Source organism: Caenimonas koreensis DSM 17982 (genome assembly GCF_009646335.1).
In the GTDB taxonomy this organism is placed as follows: Bacteria; Pseudomonadota; Gammaproteobacteria; order Burkholderiales; family Burkholderiaceae_C; genus Ramlibacter; species Ramlibacter koreensis.
The window spans coordinates 42,582-59,909 of record NZ_WJBU01000025.1 but is presented as its reverse complement, the minus strand read 5'-3'; the positions used below and the strand labels follow the sequence as shown (position 1 = coordinate 59,909).

Annotated in this window: 21 protein-coding genes; 16 read left to right on the top strand and 5 right to left on the bottom strand. The window is 61.7% G+C overall.

All coding sequences use genetic code 11. From position 1 onward, the window contains the following. A partial coding sequence (locus GHT07_RS21580) for a hypothetical protein (protein ID WP_228488453.1) occupies window positions 1-253 on the top strand: 253 nt, incomplete at its 5' end. A gap of 97 nt (window positions 254-350) precedes the next feature. Here the strand turns inward: GHT07_RS21580 and GHT07_RS19690 are convergent. The 5 genes from GHT07_RS19690 to GHT07_RS19670 all read right to left on the bottom strand — a co-directional run bounded on the left by GHT07_RS19690 (window position 351) and on the right by GHT07_RS19670 (window position 4,051). Then, on the bottom strand, window positions 351-917 hold the full coding sequence (locus GHT07_RS19690) for a hypothetical protein (RefSeq protein ID WP_153586814.1): 567 nt from the start codon (window positions 915-917) through the stop codon (window positions 351-353). 34 nt (window positions 918-951) lie between these two features. Next, window positions 952-1,509 carry a hypothetical protein gene (locus tag GHT07_RS19685; RefSeq protein ID WP_153586813.1) on the bottom strand — a complete coding sequence of 186 codons (558 nt, stop codon included), beginning with the start codon at window positions 1,507-1,509 and terminating at the stop codon, window positions 952-954. A 162-nt stretch (window positions 1,510-1,671) separates the two neighbouring features. After that, a complete protein-coding gene (locus GHT07_RS19680) occupies window positions 1,672-2,277 on the bottom strand; it encodes a hypothetical protein (protein WP_153586812.1) in 606 nt (201 codons plus the stop codon). Window positions 2,278-2,383: 106 nt separating this feature from the next. Further along, window positions 2,384-2,818, bottom strand: a complete 435-nt coding sequence (locus tag GHT07_RS19675; RefSeq protein WP_153586811.1) for a hypothetical protein — start codon at window positions 2,816-2,818, stop codon at window positions 2,384-2,386. Then, complete coding sequence (locus tag GHT07_RS19670) at window positions 2,819-4,051, bottom strand: O-antigen ligase family protein (protein ID WP_153586810.1); 1,233 nt, start codon at window positions 4,049-4,051, stop codon at window positions 2,819-2,821. A 226-nt stretch (window positions 4,052-4,277) separates the two neighbouring features. Here GHT07_RS19670 and GHT07_RS19665 point away from each other — a divergent pair, with 226 nt between their 5' ends. The 15 genes from GHT07_RS19665 (at window position 4,278) to GHT07_RS19595 (ending at window position 17,302) form a co-directional block, all read left to right on the top strand. Then, a complete protein-coding gene (locus GHT07_RS19665) occupies window positions 4,278-5,006 on the top strand; it encodes a TetR/AcrR family transcriptional regulator (RefSeq protein WP_153586809.1) in 729 nt (242 codons plus the stop codon). A gap of 5 nt (window positions 5,007-5,011) precedes the next feature. Continuing rightward, a complete protein-coding gene (locus tag GHT07_RS19660; protein ID WP_153586808.1) occupies window positions 5,012-6,808 on the top strand; it encodes an acyl-CoA dehydrogenase C-terminal domain-containing protein in 1,797 nt (598 codons plus the stop codon). Then, complete coding sequence (locus GHT07_RS19655) at window positions 6,805-7,239, top strand: DUF2147 domain-containing protein (protein ID WP_153586807.1); 435 nt, start codon at window positions 6,805-6,807, stop codon at window positions 7,237-7,239. The genes GHT07_RS19660 and GHT07_RS19655 overlap by 4 nt, the downstream gene beginning before the upstream one ends. Before the next feature lie 133 nt (window positions 7,240-7,372). Beyond that, window positions 7,373-9,772 (top strand): 3-hydroxyacyl-CoA dehydrogenase/enoyl-CoA hydratase family protein, encoded by a 2,400-nt coding sequence (locus GHT07_RS19650; RefSeq protein ID WP_153586806.1) that lies wholly within the window; start codon window positions 7,373-7,375, stop codon window positions 9,770-9,772. A 49-nt stretch (window positions 9,773-9,821) separates the two neighbouring features. Then, entirely contained in the window at window positions 9,822-10,211 is a 390-nt protein-coding gene (locus GHT07_RS19645) for an endonuclease domain-containing protein (RefSeq protein ID WP_153586805.1), read from the top strand. Between the two features lie 47 nt (window positions 10,212-10,258). Then, the gene (locus GHT07_RS19640) at window positions 10,259-11,464 is read left to right on the top strand and encodes an acetyl-CoA C-acyltransferase (RefSeq protein ID WP_153586804.1); all 1,206 of its coding nucleotides are present in this window, start codon (window positions 10,259-10,261) and stop codon (window positions 11,462-11,464) included. A 24-nt stretch (window positions 11,465-11,488) separates the two neighbouring features. Beyond that, the gene (locus GHT07_RS19635) at window positions 11,489-12,364 is read left to right on the top strand and encodes an alpha/beta hydrolase family protein (RefSeq protein WP_153586803.1); all 876 of its coding nucleotides are present in this window, start codon (window positions 11,489-11,491) and stop codon (window positions 12,362-12,364) included. After that, window positions 12,361-13,170, top strand: coding sequence for an acyl-CoA thioesterase (locus GHT07_RS19630; protein ID WP_153586802.1), 810 nt, complete (start codon window positions 12,361-12,363; stop codon window positions 13,168-13,170). The genes GHT07_RS19635 and GHT07_RS19630 overlap by 4 nt, the downstream gene beginning before the upstream one ends. Window positions 13,171-13,173: 3 nt before the next feature. Next, window positions 13,174-13,917: an SDR family oxidoreductase gene (locus tag GHT07_RS19625; protein WP_153586801.1), complete on the top strand. Its 744-nt coding sequence runs from the start codon at window positions 13,174-13,176 to the stop codon at window positions 13,915-13,917. Then, window positions 13,917-14,519, top strand: a complete 603-nt coding sequence (locus GHT07_RS19620) for a 2-hydroxychromene-2-carboxylate isomerase (protein WP_153586800.1) — start codon at window positions 13,917-13,919, stop codon at window positions 14,517-14,519. Before GHT07_RS19625 ends, GHT07_RS19620 begins: the two co-directional genes overlap by 1 nt. Continuing rightward, the gene (locus GHT07_RS19615; RefSeq protein WP_153586799.1) at window positions 14,516-15,280 is read left to right on the top strand and encodes an enoyl-CoA hydratase; all 765 of its coding nucleotides are present in this window, start codon (window positions 14,516-14,518) and stop codon (window positions 15,278-15,280) included. Before GHT07_RS19620 ends, GHT07_RS19615 begins: the two co-directional genes overlap by 4 nt. 44 nt (window positions 15,281-15,324) lie before the next feature. Continuing rightward, window positions 15,325-15,858 (top strand): hypothetical protein, encoded by a 534-nt coding sequence (locus tag GHT07_RS19610; RefSeq protein ID WP_153586798.1) that lies wholly within the window; start codon window positions 15,325-15,327, stop codon window positions 15,856-15,858. Window positions 15,859-15,867: 9 nt separating this feature from the next. Beyond that, window positions 15,868-16,224 carry a YciI family protein gene (locus tag GHT07_RS19605; protein WP_153586797.1) on the top strand — a complete coding sequence of 119 codons (357 nt, stop codon included), beginning with the start codon at window positions 15,868-15,870 and terminating at the stop codon, window positions 16,222-16,224. Between the two features lie 117 nt (window positions 16,225-16,341). After that, on the top strand, window positions 16,342-16,764 hold the full coding sequence (locus tag GHT07_RS19600) for a YciI family protein (protein ID WP_153586796.1): 423 nt from the start codon (window positions 16,342-16,344) through the stop codon (window positions 16,762-16,764). A gap of 7 nt (window positions 16,765-16,771) precedes the next feature. Further along, window positions 16,772-17,302 (top strand): SRPBCC family protein, encoded by a 531-nt coding sequence (locus tag GHT07_RS19595; protein WP_153586795.1) that lies wholly within the window; start codon window positions 16,772-16,774, stop codon window positions 17,300-17,302. Window positions 17,303-17,328: the final 26 nt, after the last annotated feature.

Below are 17,328 nucleotides of genomic sequence, written 5' to 3'. Positions count from 1 at the left end.
CGATTCGCCGAACTGCATCGCCTGCGCGCAGGCGATGCAGTTCGATCATCAACCGATCGAGCAATCGATTAACCTTGAAACCCCGGACTTCCAAAGTTTGATTGGCAGGGTGGAAGGGGGCAGGTCACTAGTCAACAAATACTTGAAGCCGAATGTTGACTCAAGTACAGCGATAGAAAGCGATTGGTCCGTCAGGATGACGACCAAACCATCGGCCAGGGAAATCTCTGTTTTGGTTTCTGAGACCGATTGAGCTGCGGCCACAGTCTGGATTGCGAGCAATATGAGCGTTATCGCCGAGCGGCTTAGTAAGTGCATAAGGTCGAACTCCCAAACTTTCGGGTGATTTTCTAGAGGTACTTGAACCGGACTACAACGGTTTGAATGCAATCGCCGGCGTTTGGTATGAAATAAACCAAACGGCTAATGCCGTCGACTTCGAGTGTGTAGTGGTCATTTCGGATGTCGTGTATCGGGTCCGTCACCAACTGGTGCTGCCAATTTCTATTCAACAGCTCGGCGACAAATTCTTGACGCGGAAGGCAGAACTGAGGAAGTTGCGTCGCAAAGAGCCGTTCTGGCGAGGCGAAGTGAATTGAAACCAAGACCTGCGGGCGCGCTCCGGCCGGATATAGCAGGTAGGTGCTTGCGGCGCTCTCAGCAGCGAATGGGTAGGCCCCAGGAGCTTCGTAGACTTCTACGTATCTGGAGATTCGTGGGGGCGCATATTTGAGACCGAATGTAGCCTCAATGTCGCGGGGCGTCGGTACGCTTCCGACTGCGCGTTCAACAAGCCCTTTCAGCATCTGGCCTTCAACGTCGCGTTGTAGGGGCATCGCCTGAAGAGCGCATGCAGACTGCGCACTCAATATGAGCGCGACGGACAGAAAGGCTATTCGATGCCATGCGGGTCCCATGGGGTTCCTCAATCTAGAAGTCGCAACATGTGAGCTAGTTGTATTGAATGACGATTGTTTGGACGCAAGGCCCTATCGTGGATGAGACGCTGATGGAGCGGGCGGTACCCAGGAATCTGGCTGTATGGAGTTCTTCCTTCAGGTTATGAAGGGGGTCAGTGACGATTTCTTTGCGCCAATTTTTGTGCGCAAGCTCGCTCGACAGGTGATCTCGTTCGATGCAAAACGCCGGCAGGCCTTCACGTTGAATTTCATCCTGCGACAGAAACCGAAGCGCGACTCGAATTTGAACTCCATTTACCGTAGACATGCGGAGGTAGGTGCTTTCGGGAGCATGCGCAATCGGTGGGTTTTGCCTTGTGGTCTTGAATCCTTCGCCTACTGGAGATATTGGACCGCCGTATTTGATACCGAATGCGACCTCGACATCTCTCTGTTGTGGGATGACGCCACTGGCGATTTCGACGATGGCCTTGATTGTTTTGGCTTCTAAGGCTCGCGGAAGCGTCACGGCTTGCGAATGGGCGGGCTGCATGCCCGAAAGAAACATGGCTAAGCCAGCGAAAGCGACTGAGTGCAGTTCGATCTTCATTGCGAAAACTGTTGTTGCGGAGAAAAAAGCGCGTGCCTCTGATCGCATCTCTTGGCACCGTCTGTGACGCCCAGCATGACCCGGCCTCGGCATCAATTCAAGTGTTTGAAGCTGTTGAGCTTAGCCTGTTGCTGGATCCGGGCGTAGCGAGGGAGGCGTCTCTCACGGCGTTTCCTTTACATGCTGGACGCCAATGCGGACGACGCAGTCGATCCCTTCCGTGGAGAAGAACATGCTAGGCAGTGCAAGCCTCGTACCTTCTACGTACCAGTTCCTTGCCCCAGGGTCGGCCACGCCGAGCCATTTGACGGTGCTCGGGCGTCGATAGATAGGGTGGGGATTCTGCGGCCCGACGCGAAAGGTGCGCTGAAGGAGTCTTGGGACTTCATGACTTTGGATACACACGCGTTCCATGTCGACGAACAACAGCAGAACACTCCGTCTTGTCCAATGCTCCGGCGTCCGGCTTTCTAGTTGGCTGAGCGAAATCGAAATCCCGGAAGGCAGATTCCGAAATTGGAATCCTCTATTTTCCGGCGTCTCATATTGTCGATCGAGCCGGGCACCAAACGTAGTCGCCAGCGCGTAAGGGTCGTCAATAAGTCCTGGATCGTCATGCGCCTGTGCCATGGCCCTCACCAGCGCCGCGACTTCGGGCGAGACAACTGGCGCCTTCTCTTCGAGGGGCACGGCCGCCTGACTTGCACTGGCAACATTTGCTGCAAGGAGAGAAATCAGTATGAAAGCAGCTAGCCTGAAGTGAGCCATGACAGATTATCTCGTCGCGACGCCCAATGCAGGTGGTTCCTTGCGAAAGTGTTGGGTCCTGCAGAAACGGCGAAAGGCTAGGATGGGCAGACTCGGGAGGTTGTCCTCACTGCGGCTGCTTTTGTTTTGGCGTGCCAAGATTGAGGTCCATGACCTGGTTCGGCGACTCAATGTGAAATGTCTTGCCTTCAGCCATCAGACTCGCTTTACAACCGTAGTGATGCTCGAAGAGCACGAGCGCGTAGCTCTTCGGGTAGCGAAGCTGGCCCCGCATCAGGACGCCTGGTGTCTTTTCACTTTCGTACCAGACCTCTCCACCTACGATGGCAACTGGGACCCACCCGCCATCTGAGTAGTCGCGTTTGCCATCTGGACTAGTTAGCTCGATTGAGTAGGGACTGCTTGAGAAGCGTACAAACCGAATGGTGATCGAGCTCTCGTCCATATCGACCTGCTCGATGCCGCAGGGACCGGCGGCGCTCACAGTGGCAGCTGCGACCAACGTCAGTGCACCAATAGGAAACTTCACGAGTTGCGGCATTCAGATTTTCTCAGGCAAGCGAGCTTCGCGTGCGAACACCAGGCAGCAGCTCGTGAGCAAGACGATGAACACTGCCTTCTCGAAATTCTGGAAGCCCAGGTCCGTCACCGTGCAAGGAATGAAAACGAGCAGCGCGCACAGCGGCCAGACCCGCCCCCGCGACACATAACGCTTCCACACCAGCGCCAACAATGCGGCGAAGAACGCAAGGTAGGCGAGCAGCGCAATCGCCCCCCAGCTATACAACGTCTGGATCAAGTCGTTGTGGCTGTGCTCCAGCGGAATGAAACCCTTGGCGAACATCGCGGCGTTCGGCACGAGCGTGAAGCCATGGCCGATCAACACAGCGGGCCACTTCATCGACTCGTCGAAGTACAGCGCGTAGTACGCCAGCCGCAGGTCCATGCCGCTCTTGTTGGCGGAAAACAGATACCAGTACGACGCGGCACCGATGGCCACCAGCACGCCCAGCGCGATCCACGTCCTCGCGGCGCGCGGCCTGCGCCACGCCAGCAGCGCGAGCAGGCCCGCCGCCATCGTGCCGGCGAACGCACTGCGCGACTGCGTGGCTACCGCAGGCAGTCCCCACGCCATCGCCAGCAGCGCCCACGCCAGTGGCGACATGCGCGGCCAGCGCGTGATCCGGCCTTCGCTCAATGGCCCCCACGCCAGATAGAACATCGGCAGGAAGAGTCCGACAAAGTAGTACACCTGCCACGCGAGCCCCGCCGCCTGGTAGTGCAGCGGCCCCGCATCGCGTGGGAACAGCTCGATGGGCTGCCAGCTCAGGCGAATGCCCGTCACCGCTTCGAACGGCATTGCAAAGAAGTGCCAGATGCAGATCGCGGCGAAGAGCCAAACGGTGAACCGAAGGCGAGCGTCGTGCATCAGAAAGACGGTGAGCACGGGCAGGCAAAGGACGAGCCACATGGAAGGCGGCAGCAAGATCGCCAGCCCTTGCACGCCCCGCTGGGCTGCCAACATCTCTGCCATGGCAATGGACGCGACCAGCACTGCGAGCGACAGCCATATTGCGCGGTGGTTGCCCAGCATGTCGATTAACTGCGACCGCGCCGACCACAGCACATATGCCATGCCCGACGCGAACAGCACCGGCAGCACCGCAGGATGCGGCGGCTTCACGGTCGAGCAAGTGAGTGCCGCCAATAAGAAGGCGATGAGCCAGGCCCAGGCAAAGAGCTGGCGGCCGGGCTGGGTGTCGTGCGGTGTCAAAGGAGGGGGAGCGGATTGCTTGCGGGTTGCAGCGCATTCTAAGGAGGACACCTGCGAGGCCCGCTCGAAGTGCCGCGCAGCTCTGCAGTTGCGTCCGCGTCGGGCCGTTTCGGGTTAACCCTTGCCGACGCTAGAAGGCGCGCTCTAGAAAGTCACCACGCTGTCACGGCTGATCGTGCAAAATAGTACGACCGTTCGTTTTATTCTGAATCGCCGCCCACCCACGATGTCCCTTCACGACCTGCACGCCAAACATGCCCGCGCACCGCGCGAAGGCCGCGCCATGCAAAAGGGCCAGCAGACCAAGGCAGCCATCGTCGACGCAGCACTCGGCCTGGCCACGCAGATCGGCCTGGAGGGCCTGTCGATCGGCGCGCTCGCCGAAGTCACGCAGATGAGCAAGTCCGGCGTGTTCGCGCATTTCGGCTCGCGTGAAGAGCTGCAGATCTCCGTCATCCGCGAGTACCACACGCGCTTCGAAGAAGAAGTGTTCTACCCGGCGATGCACAAGCCGCGCGGCCTACCGCGCCTGCGCGCGATGTTCGCGAACTGGATGCAGCGCACGTCGTTTGAAATCGACTCGGGCTGCATCTACATCAGCGGCGCCGTCGAATTCGATGACCGCACGGGGCCCGTTCGCGACGCGCTCGTCGGCTCGGTCAAGACGTGGCTTGCCGCCATGCGCCGCGCCGTCGTGTCAGCCAAAGAAGAAGGGCACCTGCGCGCTGAAGTCGATGTCGACCAGCTGCTCTTCGAAATCCACGGCCTCATCCTCGCACTGCACTACGAAGCGCGCTTCTTGAAGAACCCAGGCTCGATCGACCGCGCCAACGCCGGCTTCGACAACATCCTGCGGCTGTACGGCGCGAAAGACTCGCTGCCTGTACCCGCTGCCGACAAGTCAGCCAAATCCTCCAAATCCGCTAAATCCACCAAGTCATCCTCCAAGGAGTAATCGAGATGCCCACTTACACACCGCCCCTGCGCGACATGCAATTCGTGATGCACGAAGTGCTCGATGTCACGAGCGACTTCAAGGCGATCCCGAAGTACGCCGAAGCAGACGCCGAAACGATCAACGCCGTGCTCGAAGAAGCCGGCAAATTCGCCACCGAAGTGACGTTCCCGCTGAACATGAGCGGCGACGCCGAAGGTTGCACATTGAACAAGGAAACCCATGCGGTCACCACGCCGAAGGGTTTCAAGGAGGCGTATCACAAGTACGTCGAGGGTGGATGGCCTGCATTGAGCTGTGATCCGGCTTACGGCGGCCAGGGCCTCCCGCTGGTGCTCAACCAGTGCTTCTACGAAATGCTCAACAGCGCCAACCAGGCCTGGACGATGTACCCCGGCCTCACGCACGGCGCCTACGCAGCGCTCGCCGAGCACGGCACCGAAGAGCAGAAGCAGCTCTACCTGCACAAGATGACGAGCGGCGAATGGACCGGCACGATGTGCCTGACCGAAGCGCATTGCGGCACGGACCTGGGCCTGATGCGCACCAAGGCCGAAGCGCAACCTGATGGCAGCTACCTCATCACCGGCAACAAGATTTTCATCAGCGCGGGCGAGCACGACATGACGTCGAACATCGTTCACCTGGTGCTGGCCCGCCTCACAGATGCGCCTCCCGGCATCAAGGGCGTGAGCCTGTTCATCGTGCCGAAATTCAACGTCGAGAAGGACGGCTCGCTGGGCTCGCGCAATTCGATTTACTGCGGCGGCCTCGAACACAAGATGGGCATTCACGGCAATGCCACGGCGCAGATCGTCATTGACGGTGCGCGTGGCTACATGGTCGGCCAGCCCAACAAGGGCATGCAGGCGATGTTCGTGATGATGAATGCGGCACGCCTGGGCGTGGGCAACCAGTCGCTCGGCCTCACCGAAGTGGCTTACCAGAACGCACTGGCCTACGCGAAGGACCGCATCCAGATGCGTTCGCTCTCCGGCGTCAAGGCAAAAGACAAGCCGGCTGACCCCATCATCGTGCACCCCGACGTGCGCAAGATGCTGCTCACCGCCAAGGCGTATGCCGAAGGCGGCCGCGCACTCGCGATCTACTGCTCGGTACTGCTCGACAAGGCGCACAACCATCCCGACGAGAAGGTGCGCAAAGACAGCGACGAGATGCTGTCGCTGCTCACGCCCATCGTGAAGGCCTTCAGCACCGACAACGGCCACATCGCGACCAACATGTGCCTGCAGGTGTTCGGCGGCCACGGCTTCATCAAGGAATGGGGCATGGAGCAGTTCGTGCGCGACAACCGCATCAACATGATCTATGAAGGCACCAACACCATCCAGTCGCTCGACTTGCTGGGCCGCAAGATCCTCGGCAACAACGGCGCCACGCTGAAGAAATTCGGCAAGCTCGTGGCGCAGCTGGTGGAAGAAGAAGGCGTGAACGAGAAGATGGCCGAGTTCATCAACCCGATTGCGTACCTGGGCGACCAGATGACGAAATTCACGACCGAGCTCGGCTTCAAGGGTTTCCAGAATCCTGACGAAGTGGGCGCGGCTGCAGTGGACTACCTGCGCGTGGCAGGCCACCTGGTGCACGGCTATTTCTGGGCACGCATGGCGCAAGTGGCGCTGCGCGAAATAGCAGCGGGCAACACCGATCCGTTCTACCAGGCTAAGCTGCAGACGGCGCGCTTCTACTTTGCGAAGCTGTTCCCTGAGACGGCGACGCTGATGCGCACGGCGCGTGCTGGCAGCAAGGTGTTGATGGACACGGACGCGGCTCTCGCATGAAGACGCTCTTCGTCATCACAGGTTCGATGTTCGCCTGCGCTACCGCCTTCGCCCAGATGTCCCCCGTGGGCCTGTGGCGCAACATCGACGACAAGACGGGCGAGGCGAAAGCGGAGATCCGCATCATCGAAACCACCGGTGTGATCAGCGGCAAGATTGAAAAGCGCATTGGCAAAGGTGCCAAGCCGGGCGAAGTCTGCGAAGAGTGCCGCGACGAGCGCAAGGGCAAGCCGGTGGACGGCCTTGAAATCATTCGAGGCGCGAAGAAAGCAGAAGGCAAGGACGTGTGGGAAGACGGCAAGATTCTCGACCCCGAGAACGGCCGCGAATACACGCTGCGCCTCACGCCCGTGGATGGCGGCAAGAAGCTGGAAGTGCGCGGATCGTTCGGCCCCTTTGGCCGCACGCAGACGTGGGTGCGAGTGAATTGAGGTTTTGAATTGACTCCCTCCCCCTCTGGGGGAGGGCAGGGGTGGGGGCACTTCATGGGCGCAGCGCCCAGACCGTGCCCCCACCCTAACCCTCCGCCAGAGGGGGAGGGAACAAGAGAGAGAAGGAATGAACATGAGCCGTTTCAACGTCAAGAAAGTCGCCGTGCTCGGCGCCGGTGTGATGGGCGCGCAGATCGCTGCGCATCTTGTCAACGTGAAGGTGCAGGTCGTGCTGTTCGACCTGCCCGCCAAGGAAGGCCCGAAAAACGGCATCGTCACCAAGGCGGTCGAAGGCTTGAAGAAGCTCAAGCCCTCACCGCTCGGCGTTGCCGACGACGCAGCGCTCATCGGCCAGGCCAACTACGAAGAGCACATGGAGCAGTTGCGCGACTGCGACTTGATCATCGAAGCGATTGCCGAGCGCATGGACTGGAAGCTCGATCTCTACAAGAAGATCGCGCCCTTCGTTGCGCCGCATGCCATCGTCGCGTCGAACACGTCGGGCCTGTCGATCACCAAGTTGTCCGAAGCGCTGCCTGAAGAAATCAAGCCGCGCTTTTGCGGCATCCACTTCTTCAACCCGCCGCGGTACATGTACCTGGTCGAGCTGATCAACACGCCCACCACGGATTCGCACATCCTCGACGACCTCGAAACCTTCGTGACGAGCGCGCTGGGCAAAGGCGTTGTGCGCGCAAAAGACACGCCGAACTTCATCGCCAACCGTGTTGGTATCGCCGGCATGCTGGCCACGATGAAAGAGGTCGAGAACTTCGGCCTGACGTACGACGTGGTCGATGACCTCACCGGCAAGAAGCTGGGCCGCGCATCGAGCGGCACGTTCCGCACTGCCGACGTGGTGGGCCTCGACACGATGGCGCATGTGGTCAAGACCTTGCAGGACAACCTGAACGCGGAAACTGATCCCTTCTACGCGAGCTTCGGCACGCCGGAAGTTCTGAAGACGCTGCTGGAGATGGGCAACCTCGGCCAGAAGTCGAAGGCTGGTTTCTACAAGAAGGTCGGCCGCGATGTGCTGCGCTTCGATCTTGCAAGCAAGGACTACGTGCCCGGCGGTGAGAAGGCCGACGAGGTGTATGGCCGCATGCTGAAGAAGCCTGCGGGCGAGCGCCTGAAGCTGTTGCGTGAATCAGAAGGCGCGCAGGGCCAGTTCCTGTGGGCGATCCTGCGCAACAGTTTTCACTACGCCGCTGTTCACCTCGCGTCGATTGCCGACACGGCGCGCGATGTGGACTTCGCCATGCGTTGGGGCTTCGGCATGAGCCAGGGCCCATTCGAGCTGTGGCAGGAAGCAGGCTGGGCGCAAGTGGCGAAGTGGATCCAGGAAGACATCGCCGCAGGCAAGACGCTGTCGAGCGCGCCGCTGCCCGAGTGGGTGTTCAAGGGCCCGGTCGCCGATGCAGGCGGCGTGCACTCACCTGAAGGTTCGTGGAACCCGACGCACGGCAAGTTCGAGCCCAAGCGCGTGCTGCCCGTTTACTCGCGCCAGCACTTTCCTGAAGCCGTGCGCGGCAGCAACGCGCCTTCGTTCGCCACGGCAGGCAAGACGCTGCATGAAGACGACGCGATTCGCCTGTGGACGATGGACGATGAAGTCGTCATCGCCAGCATCAAGACGAAGATGCACGCGATCAGCCCTGAAGTTGCCGAAGGCTTGCAGCTCGCCGTCGAGATGGCCGAGAAGGACTATCAAGGCGTGGTGATCTGGTCGGGCGACGACCCGTTCTCCGTCGGTGCAGATTTGCAGGCCATGCTGCCGGCGTTCATCGCCGTGGGCGTGAGCGCAATCGACGAAGCAGAAGGCCATTTGCAGCAGACGATGCTGCGCATGCGCTACGCGAACGTGCCGGTGATCTCTGCGATTCGCGGCATGGCGCTGGGGGGTGGTTGCGAAATTGCCATTCACTCTGCGCGCCGGGTTGCGGCGATGGAAAGCTACATCGGCCTGGTGGAAGTGGGCGTCGGCCTGATTCCTGGTGCCGGTGGCCTGACGTACATCGCGCGCCGCGCGGCCGAGCGGCAAGCTGAATCGACGCACAAGGACTTGCTGCCCTTCCTCACTGAAGGCTTCACCGCCGCGGCGATGGCCAAGGTCGGCACGAGTGCGATCGAGTCCCGCCAGCTTGGCTACCTGCTCTGGAGCGACATCATCGTGCCGAACAAGGACGAGCTGCTCTACGTTGCCATCAACGAGGCGAAAGCCATGTTCGCAGGCGGCTACCGCCCGCCGCACAAGCGGCAGTTCCCGGTGGCGGGCCGCAGTGGCAAGGCGACGATTCAGGGCCAGCTCGTGAACATGCGCGACGGCGGCTTCATCAGCCAGCACGACTTCCATATCGCATCGCTGATCGCGAATGTGGTCACGGGTGGCGATGTGGATCCCGGCACATTGGTCACCGAGGAATACCTGATGACGCTGGAACGCCAGGCGTTCTGCGCGCTGCTCACGCATGAGAAGACGCAGGAGAGGATCATGGGGATGCTGTCGACGGGTAAACCGGTACGCAACTAGATTGCCTTCCTCCTTCCCCCTCCGGGGGAAGGCCGGGATGGGGGCATGCATGAATAACTACCCAACACCAAAAGCGCAAACATTCGCAAGGGAACTGCGTCGGGACATGACCGATTCGGAGAGGCGCCTGTGGTCGCGTCTTCGTCGGGAGCAACTGGGCGCGAAGTTCAGGCGACAGCACCCGGTTGGAAACTACATTGCCGACTTCGCATGCCTCGACCCGAAACTCATCGTGGAGCTTGACGGGTCGCAGCATCACCAGAGTGTGGAGTACGACGAAGTCAGGGATGCATTTTTTCGGCGCGATGGGTTTGTCGTGCTGCGATTTGCGACGGACCAGCCGTTGCGGAATATCGATGGGGTGTTGACTGTGATTAGCGATGCGCTCAGCAAAGCGATGCCCCCATCCCAACCTTCCCCCGAAGGGGGAAGGAGTTAAGTCAAACAGCCTTCGCCTGCAGGCGAGGGCCACTTCAGGAGCCTTACATGAAACAAGTCCAGGAAGCCTACATCGTTGCCGCCACGCGCACGCCCATCGGCCGCTCGCATCGCGGCTACTTCCGCAACACGCGCCCTGACGACCTGCTCGCCACGGCCCTGCGTGCAGCGCTCGCGCAAGTCCCGGGGCTCGACCCGAAGGCCATCGAAGACGTGATTTGCGGCTGCGCGATTCCTGAAGCGCAGCAGGGCCTGAACGTTGCGCGCATCGGCGCGGTGCTCGCAGGCCTGCCCAAGAGTGTGGGCGGTATCACGGTCAACCGCTTTTGCGCCTCAGGCCTGTCTGCAGTGCAGATGGCGGCAGACCGCATTCGCGTAGGCGAGGCCGACGTGATGATCGCGGCGGGCACAGAGAGCATGTCGATGGTGCCGATGATGGGCAACTCGCCGTCGCTGTCGCCCACGATCTTCACCAACCCGGATGACATCGAAAGCTACGGCATCGCGTACGGCATGGGCCTGACGGCCGAGAAGGTTGCGCAGCAATGGAAGGTCTCTCGCGATGCGCAGGATGAATTTGCCTACCAGTCGCACATGAAGGCGATTGCCGCAATGAAGGCCGGCGAGTTCGCCAGTGAAATCACGCCGGTGGAAGTGGCCGAGCGCAGCGTCAATCTCGAATCGGCTGAAGTGACCGTGAACACGCGCACCGTGAACCTCGATGAAGGCGCGCGCCCCGACACAACCGTCGAAGGCCTGTCCAAACTGCGTACAGTCTTCTCTGCACGTGGCTCAGTGACGGCAGGCAACAGCTCGCAAACATCGGATGGCGCAGGTGCGCTCATCCTCGCGAGTGAAGCCGCCGTCAAGCGCTTCGGCCTCAAGCCGCTCGCGCGCTTCGTGAGCTACGCGAGCCGTGGCGTGCCGCCGCACATCATGGGCATCGGCCCGATCGAGGCGATTCCGGCAGCGTTGCGCTACGCGGGCCTGAACCAGAACGACATCGACTGGATCGAGCTCAACGAAGCATTCGCCGCGCAGTCACTTGCCGTGATCAACACGCTTGGCCTTGATGCGAGCAAGGTCAACCCGATGGGCGGCGCTATTGCACTGGGCCATCCGCTTGGCGCGACGGGTGCTATCCGATCGGCGACAGTGATTCACGCATTGCAGCGCAAGAATCTGAAGTACGGCATGGTCACGATGTGCGTGGGCATGGGGCAGGGCGCAGCGGGGATCTTCGAGCGCGTCTGATCTGTTTTTTGCGAGGAGAGCCGGATGAAAGCGCAAACCATCGTGGCTGCGGACGGAACGAGCCTCTCGGCCCGCGTGTTCGAAACGGCCAATGGCAATCGTGGCAGTGTGGTCATCGGCGGCGCCATGGGCGTGCGGCAGGATTACTACGAGGCGTTTGCGCAGTGGCTGTCCACGCAAGGCTGGCGCGTCACCACGTTCGACTATCGCGGCAGTGGTGACTCAGGCCCGAGCGGCGCAGGCCTCAAGGGCTTCAACGCTGATCTCTTCGACTGGACGCGCGACTACGAAGCCGTGATCGACAACGCGCACGCCGCGTTGCCCGACCGCCCGCTCTACCTGCTGGGCCACAGCCTGGGTGCGCAGCTGCCCGGCATGCTCACCAACAAGCACAAGGTCAGCGGCCTGCTCAGCGTTGCAGCCGGCAGCGGCTACTGGCGGCAGAACGCGCCGCAGCTCAAGCGCATCGTCCCGTATTTCTGGTTCTTCCTGGTGCCCCTCGCAACGCGCTTGTGCGGCTACTTCCCCGGCAAGAAGCTGCGCAAGGTTGGCGACTTGCCAGCGGGCGTGATCATGCAGTGGCGCAGGTGGTGCCTCAACCCGAACTACAGCGTTGGCGCCGAAGGCGAAGCGGTGCGTGTGCAGTACGCCGATGCGCGATTCCCGGTTCAAGCCCTGTCGATCACCGACGACGAGTTGATGACGCTGGCCGGCACGCACAGCCTGATCAATCTCTACGAGAACGCGCCGCGTGAAGTCACCAGCCTCGCGCCCGCTGACCTGGGCATCCGCCGCCTGGGCCACTTCGGCGCGTTTCGCAGTGAGCATCAGGCGCAGTTGTGGCCGCGCCTGTCGCAGTGGCTCACGCAGCTTGCGGCAACAAGGCCTGCTGCTGCATGAGCGGCCACGCGTTCGACGCGGCGATTGCGCTGCAACCCGCTGGCGACAACCTGTTTACCGGCGCGACGAGCCCGGCCTACGCCAACATGATCGGGCCTTACGGCGGCATCACCGCTGCGCAGATGATCAACGCGGTGATGCTGCATCCAAAGCGGCTGGGCGAGCCGCTCTCGCTCACAGTCAACTTTGCCGCTGCGCTGGCCGATGGCGCGTTCACCGTCGAAGCCCGCCCCGCTCGAACGAATCGCTCCACACAGCACTGGACGCTGGAGATTCGCCAGGCGGATGGCGTTGTGATGACGGGCACGGCGGTCACCGCTGCGCGCCGCGAAATCTGGTCGCCGAGCAGCGATGCGATGCCGGCGGTGCCGCCGGTGCAAGACGTGCCCGTCGTGAGCCGCCGCAGCCGCGTCGAATGGCTCAACAGGTATGAAGTGCGCAGCGTGGAAGGCAGCCTTCCCGAGACATGGGACGGCGCCGACCAGGAGCACAGCCGCACGCAGGTCTGGGTGCGCGACACGCCCGTGCGTGCGCTCGACTTTGCGTCGCTCACGGCGCTGTGCGATGTGTTCTTTCCGCGCATCTGGCTGCGCCGCTCGAAGTTCACGCCAGTCGGCACGGTGTCGATGACGGTGTACTTCCATGCAGGTGATGCGCAACTCAAGGCTGTGGGTACCGGCTACCTGATGGCCCAGGCGCAGGCGCAAGCGTTCCACAATGGGTACTTCGATCAATCGGCGCAGATGTGGAATGAGCAGGGCCAACTGCTCGCCACCTCGCACCAGATCGTGTACTACAAGGAGTAAGCCATGAGTGACAGATCGCCGGTATGCCTCGTTATCGGCGCGGGTGACGCCACGGGCGGCGCCGTCGCGCGGCGATTCGCCAAGGGCGGCTACACGGTGTGCGCAACCCGCCGCAATCTCGACAAGCTCAAAAGCACGCTCGAGCAGATCGAGGCGGATGGCGGCAGGGCGCACGGCTTCTCGTCCGATGCGCGCGTCGAAGCGGAGGTTGTGCGCCTGGTGGACGACATCGAGACGACGATCGGCCCGATCGAGGTGATGGTCTTCAACATCGGCGCGAACGTGCCGTCGAGCATCCTCGATGAAACAGCGCGCAGGTACATGAAGGTGTGGGAGATGGCTTGCTTCGCAGGCTTTCTCAATGGCCGCGAAGTGGCCAAGCGCATGGTCGCGCGTGAGGGCGAGGGACCGCACGGCACGATCATCTTCACGGGTGCCACCGCATCACTGCGTGGCTCGGCAAATTTTGCCGCCTTCTCAGGTGCCAAGCACGCGCTGCGCGCGTTGGCCCAAAGCATGGCGCGCGAGCTGGGCCCGCGCGGCATCCATGTGTGCCACACGATCATCGACGGCGCGATCGACACGGCGTTCATCCGCGACAATTTCCCCGATCGCTATGCGCTGAAAGATCGCGACGGCATCGTCAACCCCGACCACATTGCCGAGGCGTACTGGATGCTGCACAAGCAGCCGCGCGACGCGTGGACGCACGAGCTGGACATGCGGCCCTGGATGGAGAAATTCTGATGACCAAGACGGTGGAATTCTGGTTCGACTTCGGCAGCCCCGCCGCCTACCTGGCGTGGACGCAGATGCCGGCCATCGCGCGCGAGACCGGCGCGCATATCGACTACCGGCCGATGCTGCTGGGGGGTGTGTTCCAGGCAACGAGCAACCGGTCACCCATGGAAGTCGCGCCCAAGGGCCGCTACATGCAGGACGACCTGCAGCGCTTCGCGCGCCGCTACAACGCGCCTTTCGTGCACAACCCGTTCTTCCCGATCAACACGCTCATGCTGATGCGTGGTGCCGTGGGCTTGCAGATGCGTGAACCTGAAAAATTCATCGACTACGGCAACGCGATGTATCGCGCGCTGTGGGTGGAGGCGCGCAACATGAACGATCCGGCGGTGGTGGGCGCTGTGCTCGAAGCCGCCGGGTTCGATACGCAACAATTTCTGGCCCTCACCGCCGACGCTGAAGTCAAAGAGCGCCTCAAAGCCGTGACGCAGGAGGCCGTTGCCCGTGGCGTGTTTGGCGCACCGACTTTCTTCGTTGATGGCGACATGTTCTGGGGCCAGGACCGACTCGATTTTGTACAGGAAGCATTGCTGAAAGCGACACCATGACCGACATCCTTACCCACGTCGAAGCTGGCGTGATGACCATCACGCTCAACCGGCTTGACCGCAAGAACTCCATCACTGCCGCGATGTATGGCGCGATGGCCGATGCGCTCGCCACCGCCGAGGCCGACGCATCGATCCGCGTAGCGGTCTTCCAGGGGCACGAGACGATTTTCAGCGCCGGCAACGACATCGGCGACTTCCTCAACAAGCCGCCGCAGGGCATGGAGTCGCCGGTGTTCCGCTTCCTGCGCGGCATCGCCACCTTCACCAAGCCGCTGCTGGCAGCCGTGTGCGGCCCCGCTGTGGGCGTGGGCACGACGATGCTGTTCCATTGCGATCTGGTCTATGCCGGCGACAACGCGGCGTTCTCGATGCCCTTCGTCAATCTTGGCCTGTGCCCCGAAGCGGCGTCGAGCCTGCTCGTGCCGCAAATGCTCGGCTACCACCGCGCTGCCGAGGCGCTGCTGCTGGGCGAGCCGTTCATGGCCGAAGCCGCGCTTGAAGTGGGCCTTGTCAACCGCGTCGTGCCGCCGACGGAGGCGAACAACGTGGCGCAAAGCATTGCGCGCAAGCTCGCAGCCAAGCCGCTTTCGTCCTTGATCGAGACCAAGCGCCTGATGAAGAAGGGCCAGACGCAGCTGGTGATGCAGCAGATGGCCGATGAAGGGCAGAGCTTTGGCCGCATGCTGGGTGAGCCCGCAGCCAGAGAAGCATTCGGCGCCTTCATGGAAAAGCGCAAGCCGGACTTCTCGAAAGTCTGAACAGGCGCTGGCAGCGGCTGGCGGTTTCTTTGTAGACTGAGGGCGTGAAAACGCTTCAACACCTTCTTTGTGCCGCTGCAGTGACTGCCGGGTTCAGTGCCGCGGCCCAGCAGCCTGCTGCCGCGCCGGCATCGACGCCTGCGGCCTCCGTTCCATGCCCGGCGGCCAGCGCGCAGCGCACCACTACGGCGCAATGGCTCATCGGCTCATGGCGGCACGTGGAGCTCAGCCGTTATGCCAACGGCAAGCAGATATCCAAAGACACCTACAACGGCGAGAACGTGCTGCGCTTCGAGTGCGATGGCCGCTGGTCGCTCAATGGTCCGAAGTTCAAGTCGTCCGGCACCTACCGCTGGCTCGGGCCTGACCAGCTGGAGCAGACCATCCTGGAATCCAACCATCCGGTGCAAAAGGGGCAGGTGTCCACCAAGCGCATCGTGGCTGAGTTCGGCGTGATGGAAATGCATGCGCAGATCACACAGGAGCAGCTGCAAAAGCAGCAGCGGCCGATGAAGATCGACACGCCCGGCGAAACGGTGCGCGTCATCTCGTTCTTCCAGCGCATGACGCTGCGTTGAGGCCGCGGCATGCCCTACATGCTCCTCATCCATGAGCCAGTCGGCCAGCGCCAGGAGCGCTCGCAGGCAGAAGGCGAAGCCGTGTACGAACGCATGCTGCGCTTCGCAAGCGAGCTGAAAGAGCGCGGGGTGCTGCGCGGCGTGGAGTCGCTGCAGTCGCAGGACCAGCGCGCCACTCGTGTACAGGTGCGCGCCGGCCATGCCCAGGTGCTCGACGGCCCTTTCGCCGAGGCCAAGGAAATGGTCGGTGGATTCTTCCTGGTCGATGTGCCCACGCGTGAAGACGCGCTTGAGGTGGCTCGGCAGTGCCCGGCGGCGCAGTGGGCCACGATCGAGGTGCGCGAGACCGGCCCCTGCTTCATCTGAGCGGCACAGCAACCGGGCGTCAGCCGTTACGTAAATCGATACGTAGTCGGCACTTGTCGATTCTGCGCATCGCGATTCGTCGTGTAGGTACAGCCACCACACACACAGGAGCGCAGCATGAAGTTCATGATCATCGTCAAGGCCACCGCTGATTCAGAAGCCGGCCGGTTCCCGCCCCACTCCGAACAGATGTTCAAGGAGATGGGCGACTTTCACGAGGAGCTTGCCAAGGCCGGTGTGCTGCTCGATGCCTCGGGCCTGCAGCCGTCGTCCAAGGGCTGGCGCATTCGCTACGACGGCGATGTGCGCCACGTGACTGACGGCCCCTTCACCGAGAGCAAGGAGCTGATCGCCGGCTACACCATGATCCAGGTGCGCGACCGCGCCGAGGCGCTTGAGTGGTCGCGGCGCTTTCCGAACCCCGTCGGGCCTGGCATGTCCGCAGAGATCGAGGTGCGGCAGTTCTATGAGCTCGACGACTTCAAGGAAATCGCCGAGCTGCAAACGATCGACCGGTTCAGGAAGATGGGCATGGAGTGAGGCCGCCATGCTCAAGACCATCCTCATCACCATCGTTGTCATCATTGCCGTCCCGCTGGTGCTGGCGGCATTTCGGCCCGACACGTTCCGCGTCGAGCGCACAGCCCTGATCAAGGCGCCGCCCGACAAGCTCTACCCGCAGATCAATGACCTGCGAATGATGAACACGTGGAACCCGTTCACGCTCAAAGATCCGGGCCTGCACGGCGAATATCGGGGGCCAGCCACCGGGCCAGGGGCCGAATTTCACTTTGCCGGCAACAAGGATGTAGGCAAAGGCAGTATCGCCATTGTTGAGTCGAAGCCGACACGGGTCACGCTCAAGCTCGACATGTTCGAGCCGATCGAAGGACATAACATCGTCGAATTCACGCTGGTGCCACAAGGCGATGCAACGCAAGTCACGTGGGCCCTGCACGGCCCCAGCCCGTACATCACCAAGCTCGTCGGCCTCTTCATGAACATGGACAAGATGGTGGGCGGCGAATTTGAATCGGGCCTGGCCATGCTGCGCGCCCGCGTTGAAAAAAAAGACTGAAGAACACACCCGCACAGGAGTTGAAT

Coding starts and splice junctions, on each gene's coding strand:
- GHT07_RS19690 (WP_153586814.1), bottom strand. CDS start 917: ATGGGACCCGCATGGCATCGAATAGCCTTTCTGTCCGTCGCGCTCATA.
- GHT07_RS19685 (WP_153586813.1), bottom strand. CDS start 1,509: ATGAAGATCGAACTGCACTCAGTCGCTTTCGCTGGCTTAGCCATGTTT.
- GHT07_RS19680 (WP_153586812.1), bottom strand. CDS start 2,277: ATGGCTCACTTCAGGCTAGCTGCTTTCATACTGATTTCTCTCCTTGCA.
- GHT07_RS19675 (WP_153586811.1), bottom strand. CDS start 2,818: ATGCCGCAACTCGTGAAGTTTCCTATTGGTGCACTGACGTTGGTCGCA.
- GHT07_RS19665 (WP_153586809.1), top strand. CDS start 4,278: ATGTCCCTTCACGACCTGCACGCCAAACATGCCCGCGCACCGCGCGAA.
- GHT07_RS19660 (WP_153586808.1), top strand. CDS start 5,012: ATGCCCACTTACACACCGCCCCTGCGCGACATGCAATTCGTGATGCAC.
- GHT07_RS19655 (WP_153586807.1), top strand. CDS start 6,805: ATGAAGACGCTCTTCGTCATCACAGGTTCGATGTTCGCCTGCGCTACC.
- GHT07_RS19650 (WP_153586806.1), top strand. CDS start 7,373: ATGAGCCGTTTCAACGTCAAGAAAGTCGCCGTGCTCGGCGCCGGTGTG.
- GHT07_RS19645 (WP_153586805.1), top strand. CDS start 9,822: ATGAATAACTACCCAACACCAAAAGCGCAAACATTCGCAAGGGAACTG.
- GHT07_RS19640 (WP_153586804.1), top strand. CDS start 10,259: ATGAAACAAGTCCAGGAAGCCTACATCGTTGCCGCCACGCGCACGCCC.
- GHT07_RS19635 (WP_153586803.1), top strand. CDS start 11,489: ATGAAAGCGCAAACCATCGTGGCTGCGGACGGAACGAGCCTCTCGGCC.
- GHT07_RS19630 (WP_153586802.1), top strand. CDS start 12,361: ATGAGCGGCCACGCGTTCGACGCGGCGATTGCGCTGCAACCCGCTGGC.
- GHT07_RS19625 (WP_153586801.1), top strand. CDS start 13,174: ATGAGTGACAGATCGCCGGTATGCCTCGTTATCGGCGCGGGTGACGCC.
- GHT07_RS19620 (WP_153586800.1), top strand. CDS start 13,917: ATGACCAAGACGGTGGAATTCTGGTTCGACTTCGGCAGCCCCGCCGCC.
- GHT07_RS19615 (WP_153586799.1), top strand. CDS start 14,516: ATGACCGACATCCTTACCCACGTCGAAGCTGGCGTGATGACCATCACG.
- GHT07_RS19605 (WP_153586797.1), top strand. CDS start 15,868: ATGCCCTACATGCTCCTCATCCATGAGCCAGTCGGCCAGCGCCAGGAG.
- GHT07_RS19600 (WP_153586796.1), top strand. CDS start 16,342: ATGAAGTTCATGATCATCGTCAAGGCCACCGCTGATTCAGAAGCCGGC.
- GHT07_RS19595 (WP_153586795.1), top strand. CDS start 16,772: ATGCTCAAGACCATCCTCATCACCATCGTTGTCATCATTGCCGTCCCG.